This window comes from Mumia flava (assembly GCF_002797495.1).
GTDB lineage: Bacteria > Actinomycetota > Actinomycetes > Propionibacteriales > Nocardioidaceae > Mumia > Mumia flava.
The window spans coordinates 2,442,127-2,462,500 of the sequence record NZ_PGEZ01000001.1; the positions used below are offsets into that span (position 1 = coordinate 2,442,127).

General features: G+C 72.9%; 22 protein-coding genes. 19 read left to right on the forward strand and 3 right to left on the reverse strand.

Annotated features, from left to right (window positions below; genetic code table 11):
• Nucleotides 1-33 precede the first annotated feature (33 nt).
• Nucleotides 34-612: a dihydrofolate reductase family protein gene (locus CLV56_RS11530; protein WP_039339947.1), complete on the reverse strand. Its 579-nt coding sequence runs from the start codon at nt 610-612 to the stop codon at nt 34-36.
• Between the two features lie 104 nt (nt 613-716).
• Between CLV56_RS11530 and pgm the strand changes: the two genes are divergently transcribed.
• The 4 genes from pgm (at nt 717) to CLV56_RS11550 (ending at nt 4,470) form a co-directional block, all read left to right on the forward strand.
• Nucleotides 717-2,345, forward strand: a complete 1,629-nt coding sequence (pgm, locus tag CLV56_RS11535) for a phosphoglucomutase (alpha-D-glucose-1,6-bisphosphate-dependent) (RefSeq protein WP_039339946.1) — start codon at nt 717-719, stop codon at nt 2,343-2,345.
• 77 nt (nt 2,346-2,422) lie between these two features.
• Nucleotides 2,423-3,688 carry a C40 family peptidase gene (locus tag CLV56_RS11540; RefSeq protein ID WP_100414854.1) on the forward strand — a complete coding sequence of 422 codons (1,266 nt, stop codon included), beginning with the start codon at nt 2,423-2,425 and terminating at the stop codon, nt 3,686-3,688.
• Between the two features lie 108 nt (nt 3,689-3,796).
• Nucleotides 3,797-4,045 (forward strand): antitoxin, encoded by a 249-nt coding sequence (locus tag CLV56_RS11545; RefSeq protein WP_157805144.1) that lies wholly within the window; start codon nt 3,797-3,799, stop codon nt 4,043-4,045.
• Nucleotides 4,042-4,470 (forward strand): TA system VapC family ribonuclease toxin, encoded by a 429-nt coding sequence (locus CLV56_RS11550; protein ID WP_039339942.1) that lies wholly within the window; start codon nt 4,042-4,044, stop codon nt 4,468-4,470. Before CLV56_RS11545 ends, CLV56_RS11550 begins: the two co-directional genes overlap by 4 nt.
• A gap of 59 nt (nt 4,471-4,529) precedes the next feature.
• On the opposite strand, the gene CLV56_RS11555 is transcribed toward CLV56_RS11550, so the two are convergent.
• On the reverse strand, nt 4,530-5,027 hold the full coding sequence (locus CLV56_RS11555) for an inorganic diphosphatase (protein ID WP_039340106.1): 498 nt from the start codon (nt 5,025-5,027) through the stop codon (nt 4,530-4,532).
• A 217-nt stretch (nt 5,028-5,244) separates the two neighbouring features.
• Between CLV56_RS11555 and CLV56_RS11560 the strand changes: the two genes are divergently transcribed.
• The 13 genes from CLV56_RS11560 (at nt 5,245) to CLV56_RS11620 (ending at nt 17,522) form a co-directional block, all read left to right on the forward strand.
• Nucleotides 5,245-6,978, forward strand: a complete 1,734-nt coding sequence (locus CLV56_RS11560) for a bifunctional metallophosphatase/5'-nucleotidase (protein WP_100414855.1) — start codon at nt 5,245-5,247, stop codon at nt 6,976-6,978.
• Nucleotides 6,975-8,498: a D-alanyl-D-alanine carboxypeptidase/D-alanyl-D-alanine endopeptidase gene (gene dacB, locus CLV56_RS11565; RefSeq protein ID WP_157805145.1), complete on the forward strand. Its 1,524-nt coding sequence runs from the start codon at nt 6,975-6,977 to the stop codon at nt 8,496-8,498. The genes CLV56_RS11560 and dacB overlap by 4 nt, the downstream gene beginning before the upstream one ends.
• Before the next feature lie 28 nt (nt 8,499-8,526).
• Nucleotides 8,527-9,615, forward strand: coding sequence for a zinc-dependent metalloprotease (locus tag CLV56_RS11570; RefSeq protein WP_100414857.1), 1,089 nt, complete (start codon nt 8,527-8,529; stop codon nt 9,613-9,615).
• Entirely contained in the window at nt 9,602-10,597 is a 996-nt protein-coding gene (gene tilS / locus CLV56_RS11575; protein ID WP_039339940.1) for a tRNA lysidine(34) synthetase TilS, read from the forward strand. The genes CLV56_RS11570 and tilS overlap by 14 nt, the downstream gene beginning before the upstream one ends.
• Before the next feature lie 61 nt (nt 10,598-10,658).
• On the forward strand, nt 10,659-11,216 hold the full coding sequence (gene hpt / locus CLV56_RS11580) for a hypoxanthine phosphoribosyltransferase (RefSeq protein ID WP_039339938.1): 558 nt from the start codon (nt 10,659-10,661) through the stop codon (nt 11,214-11,216).
• Nucleotides 11,217-11,469: 253 nt separating this feature from the next.
• Nucleotides 11,470-13,518, forward strand: a complete 2,049-nt coding sequence (ftsH, locus tag CLV56_RS11585) for an ATP-dependent zinc metalloprotease FtsH (RefSeq protein ID WP_039339937.1) — start codon at nt 11,470-11,472, stop codon at nt 13,516-13,518.
• Nucleotide 13,519: 1 nt separating this feature from the next.
• Nucleotides 13,520-14,095, forward strand: coding sequence for a GTP cyclohydrolase I FolE (gene folE / locus CLV56_RS11590; protein WP_039339936.1), 576 nt, complete (start codon nt 13,520-13,522; stop codon nt 14,093-14,095).
• The gene (gene folP, locus CLV56_RS11595) at nt 14,096-14,947 is read left to right on the forward strand and encodes a dihydropteroate synthase (RefSeq protein ID WP_039339934.1); all 852 of its coding nucleotides are present in this window, start codon (nt 14,096-14,098) and stop codon (nt 14,945-14,947) included.
• The gene (locus tag CLV56_RS11600; protein WP_039339932.1) at nt 14,940-15,356 is read left to right on the forward strand and encodes a nuclear transport factor 2 family protein; all 417 of its coding nucleotides are present in this window, start codon (nt 14,940-14,942) and stop codon (nt 15,354-15,356) included. Before folP ends, CLV56_RS11600 begins: the two co-directional genes overlap by 8 nt.
• 1 nt (nt 15,357) lies before the next feature.
• Nucleotides 15,358-15,774 carry a dihydroneopterin aldolase gene (gene folB / locus CLV56_RS11605; protein WP_211288049.1) on the forward strand — a complete coding sequence of 139 codons (417 nt, stop codon included), beginning with the start codon at nt 15,358-15,360 and terminating at the stop codon, nt 15,772-15,774.
• Nucleotides 15,771-16,337 (forward strand): 2-amino-4-hydroxy-6-hydroxymethyldihydropteridine diphosphokinase, encoded by a 567-nt coding sequence (gene folK / locus CLV56_RS11610; RefSeq protein WP_039339929.1) that lies wholly within the window; start codon nt 15,771-15,773, stop codon nt 16,335-16,337. The genes folB and folK overlap by 4 nt, the downstream gene beginning before the upstream one ends.
• A gap of 3 nt (nt 16,338-16,340) precedes the next feature.
• The gene (locus CLV56_RS11615; protein WP_039339927.1) at nt 16,341-16,820 is read left to right on the forward strand and encodes a DUF3180 domain-containing protein; all 480 of its coding nucleotides are present in this window, start codon (nt 16,341-16,343) and stop codon (nt 16,818-16,820) included.
• Between the two features lie 126 nt (nt 16,821-16,946).
• Complete coding sequence (locus CLV56_RS11620) at nt 16,947-17,522, forward strand: hypothetical protein (RefSeq protein WP_039339925.1); 576 nt, start codon at nt 16,947-16,949, stop codon at nt 17,520-17,522.
• A 222-nt stretch (nt 17,523-17,744) separates the two neighbouring features.
• Here CLV56_RS11620 and CLV56_RS11625 read toward each other — a convergent pair whose 3' ends face one another.
• The gene (locus CLV56_RS11625) at nt 17,745-18,896 is read right to left on the reverse strand and encodes an ABC transporter ATP-binding protein (protein ID WP_039339923.1); all 1,152 of its coding nucleotides are present in this window, start codon (nt 18,894-18,896) and stop codon (nt 17,745-17,747) included.
• 3 nt (nt 18,897-18,899) lie between these two features.
• Between CLV56_RS11625 and CLV56_RS11630 the strand changes: the two genes are divergently transcribed.
• Both CLV56_RS11630 and CLV56_RS11635 read left to right on the forward strand, forming a co-directional pair.
• Nucleotides 18,900-19,619: an ABC transporter permease gene (locus CLV56_RS11630; RefSeq protein ID WP_039340097.1), complete on the forward strand. Its 720-nt coding sequence runs from the start codon at nt 18,900-18,902 to the stop codon at nt 19,617-19,619.
• Nucleotides 19,616-20,368 (forward strand): ABC transporter permease, encoded by a 753-nt coding sequence (locus tag CLV56_RS11635; RefSeq protein ID WP_039340096.1) that lies wholly within the window; start codon nt 19,616-19,618, stop codon nt 20,366-20,368. Before CLV56_RS11630 ends, CLV56_RS11635 begins: the two co-directional genes overlap by 4 nt.
• The last annotated feature ends 6 nt before the right edge of the window (nt 20,369-20,374 follow it).

The window sequence follows — 20,374 nt, forward strand, 5'->3', positions numbered from 1 at the left end:
CCGGATCGGTGGGAAACGCGTCGAATCGTGGGCTCAGCCACGGTCGACCCGGTACCAGAGGTTCGTGACGTCGCCGGCGAAAGAGCGCTCGACCTCCGTCAGCCGGTACGGGCGGTCGGCCGGGAGCGACAGCGCCCGCACCGACCCGCCGAGCAGGACCGGTGCCACGTGCAGCAGGACCTCGTCGAGCATCCCGGCCATCAGCAGGCGCGCTGCGGTCGTCGGGCCGAGCACCGCGACGTCGCCGCCGGCGGCCCGTTCGATCGCGTGGCCCGCGGCCGCCCGGATGTCGCCGCCGATCTTCTCGTAGCCCTCGACGGGGGCCGGGTCGCCCTCGTGGGTGTGCACGACCATCGGCCCGCGCCACGCGCCGCCGTACGGGGTCCCCTCCTCGCTGCTCGCCGGCCGGGTGTCGGTGTCGCGCGCGGCCGTGACGGCCGGAGTCCCGTGGAAGGTGCCCCCGCCGATCAGCAGGGCGCCGATGCGGTCCAGCAGGCGGTCCACCGGCTCGTTCGGGCCGCCGGCGAACCCCCGCACCCAGCTCATGTCGCCGCCCGGCCCCGCCACGTAGCCGTCCAGCGACATCGTCGCGTGGTAGATCACCTTCGTCATCGTGCGCCCCTGCCGTCGTGGTCGTGGTGCTGTACCGACGTCTCGGGGCGCACGAACTCATCGGCGCCGCGACGGGGAGGGTCCGCCCCGCCTAGGGTGAGGCCATGGTGCACCCACGGGCCGGACAGCCGGCGCAGCCCGATGACCTGGTCGACCTCGACGCACTCGCGGCGGCGTACTACGACGTGCGGCCCGACCCGGACGACCCCGCCCAGCAGGTGGCGTTCGGCACGAGCGGGCACCGCGGCTCGAGCCTCGACGGTGCGTTCAACGAGGCGCACATCCTGGCCACGACCCAAGCGATCGTCGATCACCGGACTGCCGCCGGGATCGACGGGCCGCTGCTGGTCGGACGCGACACGCACGCGCTCTCGCTCCCGGCGTGGCGCAGCGCGCTCGAGGTGCTCGTCGGCAACGGCGTCGTGACGCTGGTCGACGCCGAGGACGGCTACACGCCCACCCCGGCGGTCTCGCACGCCATCCTGCGCCTGAACGGTCTCGGACAGCACGGACAGGTCGACGGGATCGTGATCACCCCGTCGCACAACCCGCCGCGCGACGGCGGCTTCAAGTACAACCCGCCGCACGGCGGCCCGGCCGGCTCGGACGTCACCGGCCCCATCCAGGACCGCGCCAACGCGTTGCTCCGCGACGGCCTGCGGGGGGTGAAGCGCGCGAGCACCGACGAGGTCCGCGAGACGGTCGGCTCGTACGACTTCCTCACCCACTACGTCGACGACCTGGGCTCGATCCTGGACCTCGAGGCGGTCGCGCGGGCCGGCGTACGGATCGGTGCCGACCCGCTCGGGGGTGCGTCGGTCGCCTACTGGGGCCGGATCGGCGAGCGGTACGGACTGGACCTGAGCGTCGTCAACGACACCGTCGATCCGCGGTGGGCGTTCATGACGCTCGACCACGACGGCAAGATCCGGATGGACTGCTCCTCGCCGTACGCGATGGCGTCGCTGGTCGCGCAGCGCGACCGCTACGACGTGGCGACCGGCAACGACGCCGACGCCGACCGGCACGGCATCGTCACGCCGGACGCCGGCCTGATGAACCCGAACCACTACCTCGCCGTCGCCATCACCTACCTCCTCGAGCACCGCGACTTCGACGCCGGCGCCGCCGTCGGCAAGACCGTGGTGTCGTCGAGCATGATCGACCGGGTGGTCGCGGCCGCGGGCCGGACGCTGTACGAGGTGCCGGTCGGGTTCAAGTGGTTCGTCGACCCGCTGATCGGCGGGTCCGCGGTGTTCGGCGGCGAGGAGAGCGCGGGCGCGTCGTTCCTGCGCCGCGACGGGTCGGTGTGGACGACCGACAAGGACGGGATCATCCTGGCCCTGCTGGCGGCCGAGATCCAGGCGGTGACCGGTCGTTCGGCGAGCCAGCACTACGCGGGCCTGACCGCGCAGCACGGCGACCCCGCGTACGCCCGGGTCGACTCCCCGGCGACCCGCGAGCAGAAGAAGAGGCTCGGCGCGCTGTCGGCCGACGCGATCACGGCCACCGAGCTCGTCGGAGAGCCGATCACGTCGGTGCTCACCGAGGCCCCGGGCAACGGCGCCGCGATCGGCGGGCTGAAGGTCACGACGGAGTCGGCGTGGTTCGCTGCCCGGCCGTCGGGGACCGAGGACGTCTACAAGATCTACGCCGAGTCCTTCCGGGGCGCCGACCACCTGGCGGAGGTCCAATCCGCCGCTCGGGGCGTGGTGGACGCCGCACTGACGTAGTGTGCGCAGAGAGCCCGGCTCCGCCCGGGCGGTTCCGACCGGCGGTTCTGCGGACCGTCGTGAGTGGAAGGGGAGCGGTGGGTACGGCCTGGCGCATCACGGCGTCGCGGCTCGCGGCCGCGGCCTGCGGTGCTGCGCTCTGCGTCCCGACCACCCACGCCGTCGCCGCCCCGAACGACCCGCCGGGCACGCCCAGCCAGGCCGAGGTCGACCAGGCCCGCCGCAACGCCCAGGCCGCTGCCGGCGACGCCGACGCGATCCGCGACCGGCTCGACGCCGCGACATCGCGTGTGGAGACCCTGGAGGCCGACGCCGCGGCGGCCGCCGAGGCCTACAACGGCGCGATGTACGAGCTGCGTCGCGCGCGCAGCGCCGCCGCGAAGGCGACGGCCGACGCCGAGTCCGCCGCTGCGTCCGTCGAGGAGCAGCGGATCGCGCTCGAGCGCCTCGTGCTCGCGGGGCTCGACGGGCAGGCGCCGTACGAGAACCTCCGGGTGGTGATCGGAGGCGGCGGACCGGAGACGCTGCTCGACGGGATCAGCGCCTACAGCACGATGACGGAGGCGAGCGAGGCCGCGCTCGCCCGGTACGCGTCGGCCCGCACGGTGGCCCGCACGATGCAGACCAAGGCCGACGCCGCTCTCGTCGACCAGCGTGCGCGAGCGGCGGAGTCCGCGCAGGCGAAGCGTGACGCCGCCGCGGCGGTGAAGGCCGCCGAGCAGGCCCGTGAGGCGTTGGCGCAGGAGCGGGACCAGGCGATGCGCGACGTCGCCCACGCCGAGGGGATCTCCGTGCAGCTCGCTCGTCGGCGCCAGCGGGCGCTCGAGCAGCTGGCGCAGGAGGCCCAGGCCGCGGCCGCGTCGCCTGACCTGCCGGATCCCGGCCAGGCGACGCCGGCGCAGCCCGCTCCTGACCCCGGCGGCGACGCGGCACCCCTCCCGGAGCCGGTGCCGGCGCCGGCCGCGGATCCGCCGAAGCGTCGCAAGGGCGTCGAGGCCGCGATCGCGTACGCGATGGAGCAGGTCGGCGAGCCGTACGTCTGGGCGGGCGCCGGACCGGACATCTGGGACTGCTCGGGGCTCACCATGCGGGCTTGGCAGGCCGGCGGGCGGTCACTCCCGCACTTCAGCGGCGCCCAGTACGCCGTCTCGACGCCGATCGCGCTGTCCGACGCGCGGCGGGGCGACCTGCTGTTCTGGAGCCGCGGGGGTCCGAGCTCGATCTACCACGTCGCGCTCTACCTCGGGGACGGCTGGATGATCGAGGCGCCGCGTCCCGGCAAGAACGTCCAGGTGGTCCCGGTCAACGCCTGGACCCTCCCGGACCTCGCGGCCCGCGTCTGATCGCGGCGCCGGCGGAGTCCCCTCGACCGGATTCGGCTCCGCTGGTCGACGAGTGTGATGCACGTGATGCACCGCGTGCGATGCTAACGTCATCACATGCGTACGACGGTGACGATCGACGATCGCTTGCTTGAGTTGGCGAAGGCTCGAGCACGCGAACGCGACGCGACTCTGGGCGAGATCGTCGAGGACTCGCTCCGCCGCTACCTCGCGCAGCCCGTCCCGGTCGCCGAGGTGCGACTGCCCGTCTTCGAGGGTGGCACGGGTCTGGCCGCAGGAATCGACCCGAGCAGCAACGCCTCGATCGCCGACGCGGCGGATGACGACGTCACTCCGCGCCTGGACTTGCGCCGATGAACGTTGTCGATGCCAATGTCCTTCTCGCGCTCTACCGGCCGGACCATCCCCACCATGACGTCGCCACGGCGTGGTGGAGTGATTCGGCGCGTTCGGGTGAGCCGGTCACGGTCCCGGACCTGATCTGGGTCGCGTTCGCACGGATCGTGACGAACCGCCGGGTGTTCCCGGTTCCGGCGACCTTTGCCCAAGCGTGGAGGTTTGCCGAGACCGTCATGCGGCAGCCGACGTACCTGACGTATTCCGGAGACGTCCGGGCGTTGCGGGAGTTCGCGCGCATCGCGCGTGCCTCTGGCGCGTCAGCGAATCTCGTGACGGATGTCTACGTCGCGGCGACCGCCACCGCGCTCGGGGCGAGAGTGGTGACGTTCGACCGCGACTTCCGCAAGTTCGACGGGGTCCGAGTCACCGAGCTGGGTGCCTGAGGCGTCGGCGCTGGCGCTCGGCCAGCCTCAGCCCGACGGCCACCGCTCAGCGCGGCGGCTCAGTGGTCGCCGTAGCCCTCGACCTCGAACCGCTTGAACGACGCCTCGACCTCGTCCTCGGCCTCGCGACGGCCGACCCACTCCGCGCCCTCGACGGACTTGCCGGGCTCGAGGTCCTTGTAGACCTCGAAGAAGTGCTGGATCTCGAGCCGGTCGAACTCCGGCACGTGCCGGATGTCCTGCAGGTGCTCCTGGCGCGGGTCGTCGACCGGCACGCACAGCACCTTGTCGTCGCCGCCGGCCTCGTCGGTCATCCGGAACATCCCGATCGTTCGCGCGCGGATCAGGCAGCCGGGGAAGGTCGGCTCGGAGAGCAGCACGAGCGCGTCCAGCGGGTCGCCGTCCTGGCCGAGGCTGTTCTCGATGAAGCCGTAGTCGGCCGGGTACTGGGTCGAGGTGAAGAGCGTGCGGTCGAGTCGGATCCGACCGGACTTGTGGTCGACCTCGTACTTGTTGCGTACGCCCTTGGGGATCTCGACCGTGACGTCGAACTCCAGCACATTTCCTCCGTTGGCTCGTGCGGTGCGGTGCGTGGACGCCCGTCGGGGCGCTGACGACCCTCGCTAGTCTCTCGTACGTGGACGGAGTTCTCGCGTACGGGGTCCTGCGGTGTGACGGACGCAACAACCTGCTCCGGCACGCCGATCTGGCGACGACACCCACCGGGGCGCCTCTGCATCTCCACGGTACGCCTGCCTGCGTGCGGGGGGAACGATGACCGGCCCGACCGCGACGACGACCCTGCTGGCGACGACCGACCTGCACGGCCAGGTCCGCCACTTCGACTACGCCGCGGACGCGCCGTACGCCGATGCGCTCGGGCACGGGATCGGCCTCGCGAAGGTGGCGTCCGTGGTCGACGGAGTCCGGGCGGAGACCAGCGTGGCGATGGTGCTGGATGCCGGGGACCTGCTCCAGGGCGGTGCGCTGGATGCTGCGGACTCTGCGCGGGTCGCCGGCACCGAGCAGCCCACCCACCCGGTGGCGGCGGCGATGAACCTGATCGGCTACGACGCCGTCGCACTCGGGAACCACGACCTGGACGACGGCGTGGACGCGCTGCAGGCGTTCGCGCGGCAGCTCGAGGCGCCGATCCTCGCCGGCAACGTCCGGGCCGAGCCGACGGGCGAGCGGCTCCTCGGAGCGGTGCTGCTGCGCGACGTGGTCGTCGAGGCCGCCCGCCCGCCGGTACGGGTCGGCGTGGTCGGTCTGACGACCGCAGCGCGGGTCGTGGTCGCGCACGCGGCCGAGCGCGGTCTGCGGATCGACGACCCCGTGGCCGAGGCGCCGGCGCTGGTCGACGAGGCGCGTGATCGCGGGGCCGACGTGGTGGTCGTCCTGATCCACTCGGGCGTCGAGCACGACGACGCCGAGGCCGCGGCCGGCGAGAACGTCGCGCTCCGCCTGGCGCGCGAGGTCGCGGGCGTGGACGTCGTGGTCGCCGGGCACTCCCACGTCGAGGTCGCCGAGCGGCGGGTCGTGCAGCCCGGGACCGGGCGGGAGGTCCTCGTCACCCAGCCGTTGTGCTGGGGGATGCGGGTCGGACGGGTCGACGTCGGGCTTCGGTACGGTTCCGACCGGCGGTGGCACCTGGTGAGCGCACGGTCGACGCTGCTCGACACGGCCGCGGTGCCCGAGTACCCGGACGTGGTCGAGGCCGTCGCTGCGGAGCACGTCGGGGCCCGACGACGCGGCGCCGAGGTCGTCGGCCAGGTGGCCCGGACGATCGATGCGGTCGAGGCGCGCTACCGTCCGTCGGCGTCGGTCGACCTGCTCGCGCACGCGGCGGCCGACGGGGTCCGGCGACCTCTGCGCGACGTCGGGCTGGACCACCTGCCGCTGCTGTGCGCCACCGCCCCGCCCAGCCGTACGGCCGTCCTGCCGGCCGGGGCCGTGCTGCGGCGCCACGTCGACGCCCTGTGTCCCCACGACCACCGACCCGTCGCCGTGCTCGTCGACGGACGTCGGCTGCGGGAGCACCTCGAGCAGGCGGCGGGGTTCTTCGCCGCGACCAGCTCGGCCGGACCGCACCACCCCGACACCCTCACGAACGCCCCCGGTCCCGACCGACCCGCCGGCCGGGCCGACTTCGACCTCGACGTCGTCCACGGCCTCGACGCCGCGCTGACGTACGACCTCGACCTGGCCCGCCCGCTCGGGCAGCGTGTGGTGTCGGTCCGCCACGGCGGCACTGAGGTGGGGGACGCTCAGTGCTTCGTCCTGGTCACGACCCGGTACCGCCTGCGCGGCGCCGGGGCCTATCCCGTCACGGGCGCCGAGGTCGTCGCGGAGGCGTCCGAGGGCCTGCGGAACCTCGTCGTCGCACGGTTGCGACGAGGCCACGACCTCGGCCCTGCCACGGACCACTGGCGGCTGCTGCACCGCGGGTCTCCGCTCGTCGTCGACGACGGTGCGTACGGGTCGGAGTGCGCGGAGGTGCGCGCGTGACCGCCCGGCGCAGCGACCGCGGCGGCATCCGCACGGTCCTGGTGATCCTCCTCGCCGTCGTGGCCCTGGTCGCTGCGGGCGGCGCGGTGGCGTACGAGGGCGGTGCGTTCGACCGCTGGCGCTGCACCGGCGAGTGCGAGACCGCCGAGGTGCTCCCGGCCCTGGACCCGGCGGTGCCCGACGGGCCCGTCGTCGAGCAGGTGCTGCCCGTCGCCTCGGGTGCCGGGCTCGACGCGGGATCGGTCCGCAGGGCCGTCGCCGGCCTGCTCGGCCGCAAGGCGATGGGCAACCACGTCGGCTTCGCGGTCGCGGACCTGGGGACCGGCGAGCAGGTCTGGGCGTCGGAGTCCGGCTCGTACGTGCCCGCGTCGACCCAGAAGATCCTCACGTCGCTCGCGGCGATGCGGGCGATCGGCCCCGACGCGCGGTTCCGGACGACCGTCGTGCGGAGCGACGTCGGCGGTCCTGCGGAGCCGACGGCGACCACGGCGCCGACGTCGACCCCGACGCTCGCGCCCACCGCGTCGTCCGCGACCGACGCGACCGGGTCGCCGCCGACCGCGTCGGGCACCGCCCGGATCGTGCTGGTCGGCGGCGGCGACCCGTACCTCACCGACCGTGGCGACGCCGAGGCCCGGACGTCCTATCCGACGCAGGCCTCCCTGGACGACCTCGCCGAGCAGACCGCGGCCGGCCTGCGTGCTGACGGCGTCGGGCGGGTCCGGATGGGGTACGACGCGTCGCTGTTCACCGGCCCGGCGGTCAACCCGACCTGGGAGCCCGGCTACATCACGAGCTTCGTCACCTCGCCCGTGAGCGCGCTGTGGGTCGACCAGGGCGAGGACGACTGGCGGCGCGTGGCCGACCCGGCGGCTCAGGCCGCCCAGGTCTTCGCGGCCCGGCTGCGGGCCCACGGGATCGCCGTCAGCGGCACGCCGAGGCCCCGCTCCGCGCCCGAGGACTCCACGGAGCTGGCGTCCGTCGAGTCGGGCACCGTCGCGGAGATCGTCCAGTCCGTGCTTGAGACCAGCGACAACGAGGGCGCGGAGGTCCTGCTCCGCCAGGTCGCGATCGCGGCAGGGGAGCCGGCCTCGTTCGCAGGCGGGGTCGCGGCGGTCCGGGACACCCTCACGGCGGCCGGGATCGACTGGACGGGGGTGCGGATGCGCGACGGGAGCGGGCTCTCCCGCGACAACCGGATCACCGTGGGTGCCCTGCTGAGCGCGATCGTGATCGGCTCGGACCTCTTCGACCGCTATCCGGTCGCCGGGTTCAACGGGTCGCTCGCCGCGCGGTTCACCGCCCCCGGCACCGATCCGGGGCTCGGGGAGGTCCGAGCGAAGACCGGGACGTTGAGCGGGGTGCACGGGCTGGCGGGCATCACCGTCGACGCCGGCGGGACCCCCGTGGCGTTCGTGGCGCTCGCCGACCGGGTCAGGCTCCCGCAGACCCTGGCCGCGCGAGCGAACCTCGACCGCATCGCCGCCCGGCTCAGCGCCTGCGCGTGCAGTCCGGGCTGACCTCGCGCGGCCACGTAGGCTCGTCGGCATGGCAGCCACGCTGATCGACTGGGACTTCGCCCTCGCCACGGCCGTACGGCTGGTCAAGTCGGGCCCCGACGCCGAGCCGGGCGAGGCCGCGGAGGTGGTCGACGCGCTGCGCGCCGGTGCTGCTCGCTCGGAGGGACCGGTGCGCGAGTTCACCGGCCTGGAGGCGAGCTCGGCGACCGCGCCGGTGCTCGTCGTCGACCGCCCGGGGTGGATCGCCGCCAACGTCGCGGCGTTCTCCTCGATCCTCGCGCCGTTGCTCGCGAAGGTCTCCGACGCCGCGGAGGAGAAGGGCCAGACACCGGGTCCGGTCGCGCGCGGCGTGGGCTCGCGGGTCACCGGCGCCGAGGTCGGCGCCGCCCTGGCGTTCATGTCGACGAAGGTGCTCGGCCAGTTCGACCCGTTCTTCACACCGGCGACGGCGAGCGCGACGCCGGACGCGCCCGTGGCCGGGCGGCTGATGCTGGTGGCTCCGAACGTCCTGCACGTCGAGCGGACCCTCGACGTCGATCCGGACGACTTCCGCCTGTGGGTCTGCCTCCACGAGGAGACCCACCGCGTGCAGTTCACCGCCGTGCCGTGGATGCGCCCGCACATCGAGTCGCTGGTCGCCGAGCTGGTGGAGGCGACCGAGGTCGACAGCGAGGGCGTCGCGCGCTCGCTGTCGGAGGTCGGACGTGCCGCCGGTCGGATCGCGCGCGGCGAGAAGGTGTCGCTCGTCGAGCTGATGCAGAACGACGCCCAGCGCGCCGCGGTCGCCCGGATCACCGGCGTGATGTCGCTCCTGGAGGGTCATGCCGACGTCGTGATGGACGGCGTGGGGCCGTCGGTGATCCCGTCGGTCAAGGCGATCCGGCGCAAGTTCGACCAGCGGCGCAAGGGCGAGGGCCTGGTCGACCGGCTGCTGCGGCAGGTGCTCGGCCTCGACGCCAAGATGAAGCAGTACCGCGACGGTGCCGCGTTCGTCCGGGCGGTGGAGAAGAAGGCCGGGCGTGCCGCGTTCGACGCCGTGTGGGCCGGACCCGAGAACCTCCCGTCGGCCGAGGAGATCGAGGATCCGGACCGCTGGGTGAGGCGTGTCCACGGCTGACGGTCGTCGCCTCGACCCGCTGGTCGCGCGCGGGCGGCGCGCCGTCGAGCGTGCCCTGAGCGACCTTCCCGCCGGATCGCCGGTCGTTCTCGGCGTCTCCGGCGGAGCCGACTCGCTCGCGCTCGCCTGCCTCGCTGCGTTCGCGGCGCCGCGCGCCGGGCACCGCCCGGTCGCGGTGGTCGTCGACCACGGCCTCCAGGACGGGTCCGGGGCGGTGGCGCGACGCGCGGCGGAGGCCGTCGGGGGGCTCGGGATCGCCGACGTGCTCGTACGGCGGGTCGAGGTCGGTGCCTCGGGAGGCCCCGAGGCTGCTGCGCGCGAAGCCCGCCGTGCCGCGCTCGAGACGGTGGCCGACCAGCGCGGTGCCGCAGCGATCCTGCTCGCGCACACCCGTGACGACCAGGCCGAGACGGTGCTCCTCGGCCTCGCTCGTGGCTCGGGGACGCGCTCGCTCGCCGGGATCGCGCCGGTGGCCGGCCGCTGGCGGAGGCCGCTGCTGGCGCTGAGCCGGGCCGAGACCGAGCGGATCTGCGTGCTCGCCGGCCTGAGCTGGTGGGACGACCCGCACAACGCCGACCCGGCGTACGCGCGGGTGCGGGTCCGTCGCCAGGTGCTGCCGGTGCTGGAGGACGCCCTCGGGCCGGGCATCGCCGCCGCGCTGGCGCGGACCGCCGACCAGTCGCGGGCCGACGCCGACCTGCTCGACGGGCTCGCCGCCGTCCTCGCCCGTACGGCCGTGCGCCCGGACACGACGGTCGACGTGGAAGCGCTGGTGTCGGCGCCTCCCGCGCTGCGCACCCGGGTGCTGCGGGTCTGGCTGGTCGGCGCCGGCACGCCGGCCGGTGCGCTGACGCGCGACCACGTGCTGGGGTGCGAGGCGCTCGTCACCGACTGGCACGGCCAGGACGGGCCGACGCTTCCCGGCGGCGTGGTGGTCCGGCGCTGCGCCGGCGCGCTCCACCTCGTACGACCGCCCGCGTGATCCGCCCGGCGTCCGGGACCCGTACGCGGCGCCGCCGCGTGCGTTGTGCGACGCTTCGGGGGTGGACGCTTCGCAGATCGAGGGTGACCTCGCCGTCGACCAGACGTTTCTGACCGAGCAGCAGATCGCCGACCGGCTGGCCGAGATGGCCGCCGAGATCCGCCGGGACTACGAAGGGCAGGACCTGCTCCTCGTCGGTGTCCTCAAGGGCGCCGTGATGGTGATGGCGGACCTGGCGCGTGCGCTGGACCGCGACGTCGAGATGGACTGGATGGCCGTCTCGTCCTACGGATCGGGCACGACGTCGTCCGGTGTGGTGCGGATCCTCAAGGACCTCGACGCCGACCTGACCGGACGGCACGTCCTGATCGTCGAGGACATCATCGACTCCGGCCTGACGCTGTCGTGGCTGACGTCCAACCTGCGCTCCCGCAAGCCGGCCTCGGTCGAGATCTGCGCGCTGCTGCGCAAGCCCGATGCGCTCCAGATGGCGGTCGACGTGCGCTACGTCGGGTTCGACATCCCGAACGCCTTCGTCGTGGGGTACGGGCTGGACTACGACGAGCGCTATCGCAACCTGCGCCAGATCGCCACGCTCGCGCCGCACGTCTACAGCTGAGCCGACCCTCCGCCGGTCGACCCGACCCTCCGCCGGTCGACCCGACCCTCCGCCGGTCGAGCCGACCCTCCGCCGGTCGAGCCGACCTTCGCCGGTCGAGCCTGTCGAGACCCCCGGGAACACCGCCCCCGTCCGAACCGTTGAAACCACTGGGAGACGTACGCGGACGCGTGCCCGCGGGCATGGCTGCGCCGTGTACCGTCGTTCCTCGTACCCGTTCGCACGCAAAAGGAGCGAGGCGCCGCCTCGGATCATGGACCTCAAACGCATCTTCAAGGGCCCGTGGCTCTGGATCATCATCAGTGTCGTCGCGGTCCTCGCGCTGCTCCAGTTCGTCTCCTCCAACAACGGGTACGACGAGGTCGAGACAGCGACCATGGTGCGCTACTTCGACCAGGGCAAGGTCTCGGAGGCCACGTTCATCGGCGCCGGCGACAACGAGGTCCGCGTGACCCTCGACGACGACACGAAGGCCCGTGCGCACTGGCTGAGCAACCAGCAGGCCAACCAGCTGATCGAGCAGGCCGACCAGGCCTACGCCGACAAGGACCTCAAGTCCTACGACGTCCAGATCCCGCAGCCCAGCTTCCTGGGCAACCTGCTCGGTCTCCTGCTGCCGTTCGCGCTGATCTTCCTGCTGTTCATCTTCCTGATGAACAGCATGCAGGGTGGCGGCGGCCGCGTGATGCAGTTCGCCAAGTCGAAGGCGAAGCTGATCAGCAAGGACACGCCGCAGACCACGTTCGCCGACGTCGCCGGCGCGGACGAGGCGGTCGAGGAGCTCGGTGAGATCAAGGAGTTCCTCGCCGAGCCGCAGAAGTTCCAGGCCGTCGGCGCGAAGATCCCCAAGGGCGTGCTGCTGTACGGCCCGCCCGGCACCGGCAAGACGCTGCTCGCGCGTGCCGTCGCCGGTGAGGCGGGCGTCCCGTTCTACTCGATCTCCGGCTCCGACTTCGTCGAGATGTTCGTGGGCGTGGGTGCGAGCCGGGTCCGGGACCTGTTCGAGCAGGCGAAGGAGAACGCCCCGGCCATCGTCTTCATCGACGAGATCGACGCCGTCGGTCGGCACCGTGGCACCGGCATGGGCGGTGGCCACGACGAGCGCGAGCAGACCCTCAACCAGCTGCTCGTCGAGATGGACGGCTTCGACGTCCGTGGCGGCGTGATCCTGATCGCCGCGACCAACCGCCCCGACGTCCTCGACCCGGCGCTGCTGCGCCCCGGCCGCTTCGACCGCCAGATCGGGGTCGAGGCGCCGGACCTCAAGGGCCGCCTGACGATCCTCCAGGTGCACTCCCGGGGCAAGCCGCTCGCCGAGGGCGTCGACCTCGAGTCGGTCGCCCGCCGCACGCCCGGGTTCTCCGGTGCGGACCTCGCCAACGTGCTCAACGAGGCCGCGCTGCTGACCGCGCGCAGCGACCAGGCGCTGATCGACAACCAGACGCTCGACGAGGCGATCGACCGCGTCGTCGCGGGCCCGCAGAAGCGGACCCGTCTGATGAGCGAGCACGAGCGCAAGATCACCGCGTACCACGAGGGCGGGCACGCGCTCGTGGCTGCTGCGCTGCCCGGCAGCGATCCCGTACACAAGATCACGATCCTGCCGCGCGGCCGCGCCCTCGGCTACACGATGGTGCTGCCGGACGAGGACAAGTACTCCCAGACCCGCGCGGAGATGCTCGACAAGCTCGCGTACATGCTCGGTGGCCGGGCCGCGGAGGAGCTGGTGTTCCACAACCCGACGACCGGCGCGGCCAACGACATCGAGAAGGCGACGAACCTCGCCCGCGCGATGGTCACCCAGTACGGCATGACGGAGCGGATCGGCGCCGTGCGGCTCGGTGAGAACGACTCCCAGCCGTTCCTCGGGCGCGACATCGGGCACGCCCGCAACTACTCCGAGGAGATCGCCGCGATCGTCGACGAGGAGGTCAAGAACTTCATCGCGATCGCGCACCAGGAGGCCTTCGACATCCTGGTCGAGAACCGCCACGTCCTCGACGAGCTGGTGCTGGCGCTGCTGGAGAAGGAGACGCTGGACAAGTCCGAGGTCGCCGAGATCTTCTCGGCGCTGACGCTCCGCCCGGTCCGCCCGGCGTGGACGGGCTCGGACCAGCGGCGCCCCTCCGAGCTCCCGCCGGTCACCAGCCCCAAGGAGATCAACGGGACGGCCCAGCCGCAGGCCGACGACGAGGAGGGCACGATCGTGCTCGCTCCCGGCGCCGGCGGCGAGGACGTCCACGGCCCGGGATCCGGTCAGGTCGGGGGCTCGTCGGAGCCGCCGAGCCCGGGGATCGGCTGACGTGGCGCTCGGCGAGTTCGACGCCGTACGCGCGGAGGCCGCCGTCCGTGAGCTGCTCGCGGCGATCGGCGACGACCCGGAGCGCGACGGCCTGCGGGACACCCCGGCTCGGGTCGCGCGGGCGTACCGCGAGATCTTCGCGGGCATGCGCCAGGACCCCGACGAGGCCCTGTCGCGCACCTTCGCGGTCGACCACGACGAGATGATCCTGGTCAAGGACATCGAGCTGTGGTCGATGTGCGAGCACCACCTGGTGCCGTTCACCGGTGTCGCGCACGTCGGCTACATCCCGGCGACCGACGGCCGGGTGGTCGGGTTGTCGAAGCTCGCGCGGCTGGTCGACGTGTACGCGCGCCGCCCGCAGGTGCAGGAGCGGCTGACCACCCAGATCGCGGACGCGCTCAGCAACGCCCTGAACCCGGTGGGCGTGATCGTCCAGCTCGAGGCCGAGCATCTCTGCATGACGATGCGCGGGGTGCGCAAGCCCGGAGCGAAGACGATCACCAGCGCCGTCCGAGGCCAGCTGAGGGACCCGGCCACGCGGGCCGAGGCGATGGCTCTGATCAAGGGGCAGTGAGTGTTCGCCCGGCGTGACGCCGCGCTCCTGCCGGCCGTGGGCCGGTGCCAGGTGATGGGCGTCGTGAACGTCACGCCGGACTCGTTCTCCGACGGGGGGCGCTGGCTGGACGCCGACTCCGCGATCCGGCACGGGCTCGCGCTCGTCGAGGCCGGAGCGGACGTCGTGGACGTCGGAGGCGAGTCCACCCGTCCCGGTGCGGAGCGGGTCGACGCCGCGACCGAGCTGGCGAGGGTCGAGCCGGTGGTGCGCGCGCTGGCGGCCGAGGGCGTCGTGGTGTCGGTCGACACGATGCGCGCCGAGGTCGCCGAGCGCGCGATCGAGGCGGGTGCACGTGTGCTCAACGACGTCTCGGGCGGCCTGGCCGACCCGCGGATCCGTGAGGTCGCGGCCGTGAGCGGAGTCTCGTACGTCGTGATGCACTGGCGCGGGCACTCCGCGGGGATGCTCGGCGAGGACCTGACCCGCTATGCCGACCTGGTGCCGGACGTGGTCGCGGAGCTGGCGGCGTCCGTGGAGGCGGCGCTGGCGGCGGGCGTGCGCCCGGAGCAGGTGATCGTGGATCCCGGGATCGGGTTCTCCAAGGGCGGCGACCAGAACTGGAACGTCCTGCGCCGGCTCGACGCGTTCGCCGACCTGGGGTATCCGTTGCTGGTGGCGACCTCGCGCAAGCGGTTCCTCGGCGACCTGCTCGCCGACGACGCCGGCGCGCGCCCGCCCCTGGAGCGCGACGACGCGACCGCCGCGCTGAGCGCGCTCGTCGCGGCCGAGGGCGCCTGGTGCGTCCGGGTCCACGACGTCGGCCCCAGCGCGGACGCCGTGCGGGTGGCGGAGCGGTGGCGCGATGGCTGAGGCAGCGCTCGAGCGGGGGATCCTCGCGACCCACCAGGCGCTCTACGACGCGATCGAGACCGGCGACCTCGACCTGATGGAGTCGCTGTGGCTCCCGGGGGAGGACACCGTCTGCATCTTCCCCGGCGCCGAGCCGGTCAACGGCACGGCGGCGATCGTACGGTCGTGGGCGATGCTGATGGCGCAGGTCGGCTACGTGCAGTTCATCCTCACCGACGTCGTGGTGCGGCGACGCGGGGACGTGGCGGTGGTGACCTGCACCGAGAACGTGCTGGCGGAGGCCGGCGCCGAGACGGAGGCGGTCTTCACCGGCGGCCGCGGCGTCGCCAGCGACGTGCTGGTCTCCACACCCGGCGGGTGGAGGCTCCTGTCCCACCACGCGGGTCCGGTCGTGGACGGGGAGGAGTGACATGACAGCGGGAGTCAACCGGGCGGTCGCGCCCCCGGTCGGCACGGTGCCCACGGGCCTGGACCGGATCGCCGTCACCGGCATCGAGACGTACGGCTACCACGGCGTCCTGCCCGCGGAGCGGGAGCAGGGTCAGCGCTTCGTCGTCGACGTCGTGCTGGGTCTCGATCTGGCCCCCGCCGCCGAGACCGGCGACTTAAGCGCGACAGTCCACTACGGTACGTTGTCCGAAGAGGTGCGGGACGCCGTGGCGGCCGCGCCCGTGGATCTGATCGAGACGCTTGCTCAGCGAGTCATCGACCTGTGCTTCGCGTACCAGGTCGTACGGTGGGCGAGCGTGACGGTCCACAAGCCCCATGCACCGATTCCGGTGACGTTCTCCGACGTCGCCGTGACGATAGAGCGGAGTCGTTCGTGACCGAGACGCCCAACCCGCACGCACCCGACACCGACACGATGACCGGTGGCATGCGTCCGATCCGTCAGGCTGTGGTCTCGGTCGGGTCCAACCTCGGCGAGCGGATCAACAACGTGCAGGGCGCGGTGGCGGCGCTGGCCGACACCCCCGAGGTCACGGTCGTGTCCGTCTCCAGCGTGTACGAGACGGTCCCCGTCGGAGCTCCGCCGGGCTCGCGGGACTTCCTGAACGCCGTCGTCCTGATCGACACGACCCTCACGGTGCACACCCTGCTGGACCGCTGCCAGGCGATCGAGGACGCGTTCGGCCGGGAGCGCACGGAGGACCAGAACGCCCCGCGCACGCTCGACGTCGACCTGATCGTCGTGGGGAGCCGGGTCGCGTCCGACGACCGGCTGACGCTGCCGCACCCGCGGGCGCACGAGCGTGCGTTCGTCCTCGTGCCGTGGATGGAGCTCGACCTGGAGGGCGAGATCCCGGGCAAGGGGTTCGTCGCCGACCTCGTCCAGGGTCTCGACACCGCCGGGGTGAAGCGACGCGAGGACCTCGAGATCCTCGTCTGAGACATGGCACGCCGACCCCTGCGACGGACCTCGGCCGTCGGGCTGGCCGTCTTCGCGGTGATCGGCCTCGCGGTCGGGCGCAGCGTGCGCCCGTTCCTGGAGTGGCGCGACGCGACCGTGCCGACGGTGTCCTGGGTGGCGGCGGGGACGCTGGTCTTCCTCGCTGCCGTGCTCGGTGCGACCGCCTGGGCGACGTACGACGCGCTGCACCGCGACCGGCGCACGATGCAGTCGAGCCTGGCGCTGAGGCTGCTCGCGCTCGCGAAGGCGTCGGCGATCGTGGGCTCCCTGATCGCCGGCTACTACGTCGGTTTCGCGATCGCGTTCCTGGGTGACCTCGAGATCGACGGGCCGCGCGAGCGTGCGATCAAGGCCGGTGTCGCCGCCGTGGCCGCCGTGCTGGTGGTGGTGGCGGCCCTGGCCCTCGAACGTGCCTGCGAGGTGCCGTCCGACGACGATCCGGACGGCGCCGAGCAGGCGTGAGGCCTGCCGGTGCCCGACGTGAGGTGCGGCACGGAGTCCGACCTCGGGTGGCAACGACATTCCCTTTCGGTCACGATGGAATGTCGGTCGCCGGACACCGGTGCCGGGTGACGTACTGTTCTCACCATGCCGACCGTTCGACGCCGCCAGCGCTCTGCGCGCCTGCTCGCCGCGAGCCTGCTGCTCGCCGCTTCCGCCGCCTTCGTCGCCGTCGCCGTGGTCACGGCCTCCACGGCGATCCTGATCGCGTCGTCGATCACGGCGGTCGTCGTCGGCGTCGTCGCGGCACGGATCGTCGCGAACGAGGTGATGGCGACCCGCCGCGCGTGGTATCAGGACCGCGCGGTCCAGGCGCAGGCGTACCGCGACATGACGGTCGACCGCACCCGCGAGAACATGGAGTTCGTCGCGGCGGTCAACGACACGCTGGCCGAGACCACGAAGCGGATCGTCGAGCTGAACGGCACGCTGCGGCTCGCCGAGGCGCGGGCGGAGGAGTCCGACGCGAAGCGCGCCGACCTGGAGCGTGAGGTCGAGCGGGCGCGCAGCGACGCGGAGGTCCCGGACCTGTCGTCGATGGTGCTCTGGGAGGGCGCCGAGATGCCGACCATCGTCGACCTGCTCGGCTGGGAGTCGCCGACGGCCCGTGAGGCGGACGACGACAGCGGCGACGAGGAGATGCCCGAGGCCAAGGAGGCCTGACCGCTCGCCGCCAGACGCAGGTCGAGGCGCGAGCGGAGGCTCCGCTGGTCGAGGCGCGAGCGGAGGCTCCGCTGGTCGAGGCGCGAGCGGAGGCTCCGCTGGTCGAGGCGCGAGCGCAGGCCCCGCTGGTCGAGGCGCGAGCGCAGGCCCCGCTGGTCGAGGCGCGAGCGGAGGCTCCGCTGGTCGAGGCGCGAGCGCAGCGAGCGATCGAGACCTCTGCTCTCAGCCGGCGTCGGGCAGCGGGAGCGGCTCGGTGGTCCGGATCGAGCGACGCAGGGCGGCGTGCAGCGACTCCGGCGTCAGGACGCCGAGCAGCCGGCCGTCGTCGTCCAGCACGGCGACCCAGCCGGCGTCGTAGCGCAGCATGACCGAGAGTGCTTCCTTCAGCGAGGCGTCCCGCCCGACGTACGCCTCCATCCGCCGCGGCCGGACGTCGGTACGGTCCCGGAGCTGCTCGTGGTGCACCCAGCCCCGGAGCCGGTCCTCGGCGTCGACCACCAGCGCGTACGGCAGGTCGGCGCGGTCCATCGCCGCCGCGGCGGCGGACTCGGCCGACGTCGCCCGGACGACCGGCGGGTCCTCCAGGTCCTCCGCCTCGATCGGCGTGACGGCGAGCCGGCGGAGCCCGCGCTCGGACCCGACGAACTGCGCGACGAAGTCGTCGGCCGGGTCGCCGAGGACGACGGCGGGGGAGTCGTACTGACGCAGGTCGCCGCCGCCGGCCAGCACCGCGACGCGGTCACCCAGGCGTACGGCCTCGTCGATGTCGTGCGTCACGAACACGACCGTCTTGCCCAGCGTGTCCTGCAGCCGCCCGAACTCGTCCTGGAGACGGTCCCGGACCACCGGGTCGACGGCGCCGAAGGGCTCGTCCATCAGCAGCACCGGCGGATCGGCGGCGAGCGCGCGGGCGACGCCGACGCGCTGGCGCTGCCCGCCGGAGAGCTGGTGGGGGTAGCGGTCGCCGAACGTCTCGGGCTCCAGTCCCACGAGGTCGAGCAGCTCGTCGACCCGCTCGCGCGCCCGGCGGCGCTTCCAGCCGAGCAGAGACGGGACGGTGGCGACGTTGTCGCGGATCGTCTGGTGCGGGAACAGGCCGACGTTCTGGATCACGTAGCCGATGCCGCGGCGTAGTGCGACCGGGTCGGCCTTCGTCACGTCCTGGCCGTCGATCACGATCCGGCCGGACGTCGGCTCGATCAGCCGGTTGATCATCTTCAGCGTCGTCGACTTCCCGCAGCCCGACGGCCCGACCAGCGCCACCAGCTCGCCGCGCGGCACCGTCAGCGACAGCGACCCCACGGCGGTGGTGCCGTCCGGGTAGCGCTTGCCGACGGCGTCGAGCACGATGGCCGCGTCCTCGCTACGGTGCATGTCGTGACTGTAGCCGCGTTCGGCGCCGCGCTCAGCACGGCGACCGACACCGGGCCGCCGTGCTACGCGCGCACCGTCAACGACTGGCTGTGCTGGGACTACGTCGTCGACTACGCGCCCGAGCTGCGCGAGGCGACCGTCCAGCATATCGCCCTGACGGCCGCGTCGGTGGTGCTCGGCCTGGTGCTCGCGCTGGTGCTGGCGATCGCGGCGCGCAACCGGCCGCGCTGGCGCGCCGCGCTGCTGTCGGGGACCACGATCGTCTACACGATCCCGTCGCTGGCGCTGTTCGCGCTGCTCGTGCCGTGGACGGGGCTGAGCGCCGCGACCGTCGTCGTCGGTCTCGGTCTCTACTCGCTGTCGATCCTGGTCCGCAACGTGCTGGCGGGCCTGGACGGCGTGCCCGACGAGGTCCACGAGGCGGCGCGCGGCCTCGGCTACTCCACCACCCGGATGCTCGCGCGGATCGAGATGCCGATCGCGGTGCCGGTGATCGTCGCGGGTCTGCGGGTCGCGACGGTCTCGACCGTCGCGATGGTGACGCTCGGGACGATCGTGTCGTACGGCGGGCTCGGCAACATGCTGGCGACCGGCATCGACGACACGTTCAAGGCCCAGGTGCTGACGACGAGCGTCCTGTGCGTGCTGCTCGCGGTGGTCTTCGACCTCGTCGTCGTGGGCGTCGGGTGGCTGCTCACCCCGTGGAGCAGGAGGTCGTCGTGAACGACATCGTGGAGGCCTTCGGCCTGCTGCTCGACCCGGCGGCGTGGAGCGGCAACGACGGTTTCGGTGTGCAGATGCTCGAGCAGGTCCTGCTGACGGTCACGGCGCTGCTCGCGGTGATGCTGGTCGGGCTCCCGCTCGGACTGTGGCTCGGGCACCGCGGACGCGGGGGCACGTTCGCGATCAACGTGTCGAACGTCGGCCGCGCGGTCCCGGTCTTCGCGGTGCTCGGCCTGCTCTCGCTCGGGCCGGTCGGGAGCTCCGAGCTCGGCTGGTACGGCCGTGCGGGCCTCGCGACGCTGATCGCGCTGGTGCTGTTCGGGCTGCCGCCGGTGATCACCAACGCGTACGTGGGGGTGCGGGAGGTCGATCCGGAGATCACCGAGGCGGCGCGCGGGCAGGGCATGAGCGGGTGGCAGGTGTTCTGGGGCGCCGAGCTTCCGCTGGCGGCGCGCCTGGTCGCGAACGGGGTCAGGCTGGCCGTGGTGCAGATCTGGGCGACCGCGACGATCGCGGCGCTGGTCGCGGGGCCGGGGCTGGGCAACACGATCACCTACGGCTTCGCGACCAACAACGAGAGCTACGTCGTCGCGGGTGCGCTGCTGATCGCGCTGGGGGCCCTGGTGGCCGAGGGTGTGCTCGCGCTGATCGAGCGCCGGGTCGACCCCCTGCGGAACGTCAGTGGGTCACGCCATGATGGTCTGAGCGAGGACGAGTCGTTGTCCATCGATGCGGCCGGTCGGCCGTGAGACGAG

Excerpts from the sequence above, each read along its gene's own strand:
- CLV56_RS11550 (WP_039339942.1), top strand. The coding sequence starts at position 4,042 with ATGAACGTTGTCGATGCCAATGTCCTTCTCGCGCTCTACCGGCCGGAC.
- CLV56_RS11600 (WP_039339932.1), top strand. The coding sequence starts at position 14,940 with ATGGCTGAGGCAGCGCTCGAGCGGGGGATCCTCGCGACCCACCAGGCG.
- pgm (WP_039339946.1), top strand. The coding sequence starts at position 717 with ATGGTGCACCCACGGGCCGGACAGCCGGCGCAGCCCGATGACCTGGTC.
- CLV56_RS11615 (WP_039339927.1), top strand. The coding sequence starts at position 16,341 with ATGGCACGCCGACCCCTGCGACGGACCTCGGCCGTCGGGCTGGCCGTC.
- CLV56_RS11620 (WP_039339925.1), top strand. The coding sequence starts at position 16,947 with ATGCCGACCGTTCGACGCCGCCAGCGCTCTGCGCGCCTGCTCGCCGCG.
- CLV56_RS11570 (WP_100414857.1), top strand. The coding sequence starts at position 8,527 with ATGGCAGCCACGCTGATCGACTGGGACTTCGCCCTCGCCACGGCCGTA.
- CLV56_RS11625 (WP_039339923.1), bottom strand. The coding sequence starts at position 18,896 with ATGCACCGTAGCGAGGACGCGGCCATCGTGCTCGACGCCGTCGGCAAG.
- CLV56_RS11530 (WP_039339947.1), bottom strand. The coding sequence starts at position 612 with ATGACGAAGGTGATCTACCACGCGACGATGTCGCTGGACGGCTACGTG.
- ftsH (WP_039339937.1), top strand. The coding sequence starts at position 11,470 with ATGGACCTCAAACGCATCTTCAAGGGCCCGTGGCTCTGGATCATCATC.
- folB (WP_211288049.1), top strand. The coding sequence starts at position 15,358 with ATGACAGCGGGAGTCAACCGGGCGGTCGCGCCCCCGGTCGGCACGGTG.
- CLV56_RS11560 (WP_100414855.1), top strand. The coding sequence starts at position 5,245 with ATGACCGGCCCGACCGCGACGACGACCCTGCTGGCGACGACCGACCTG.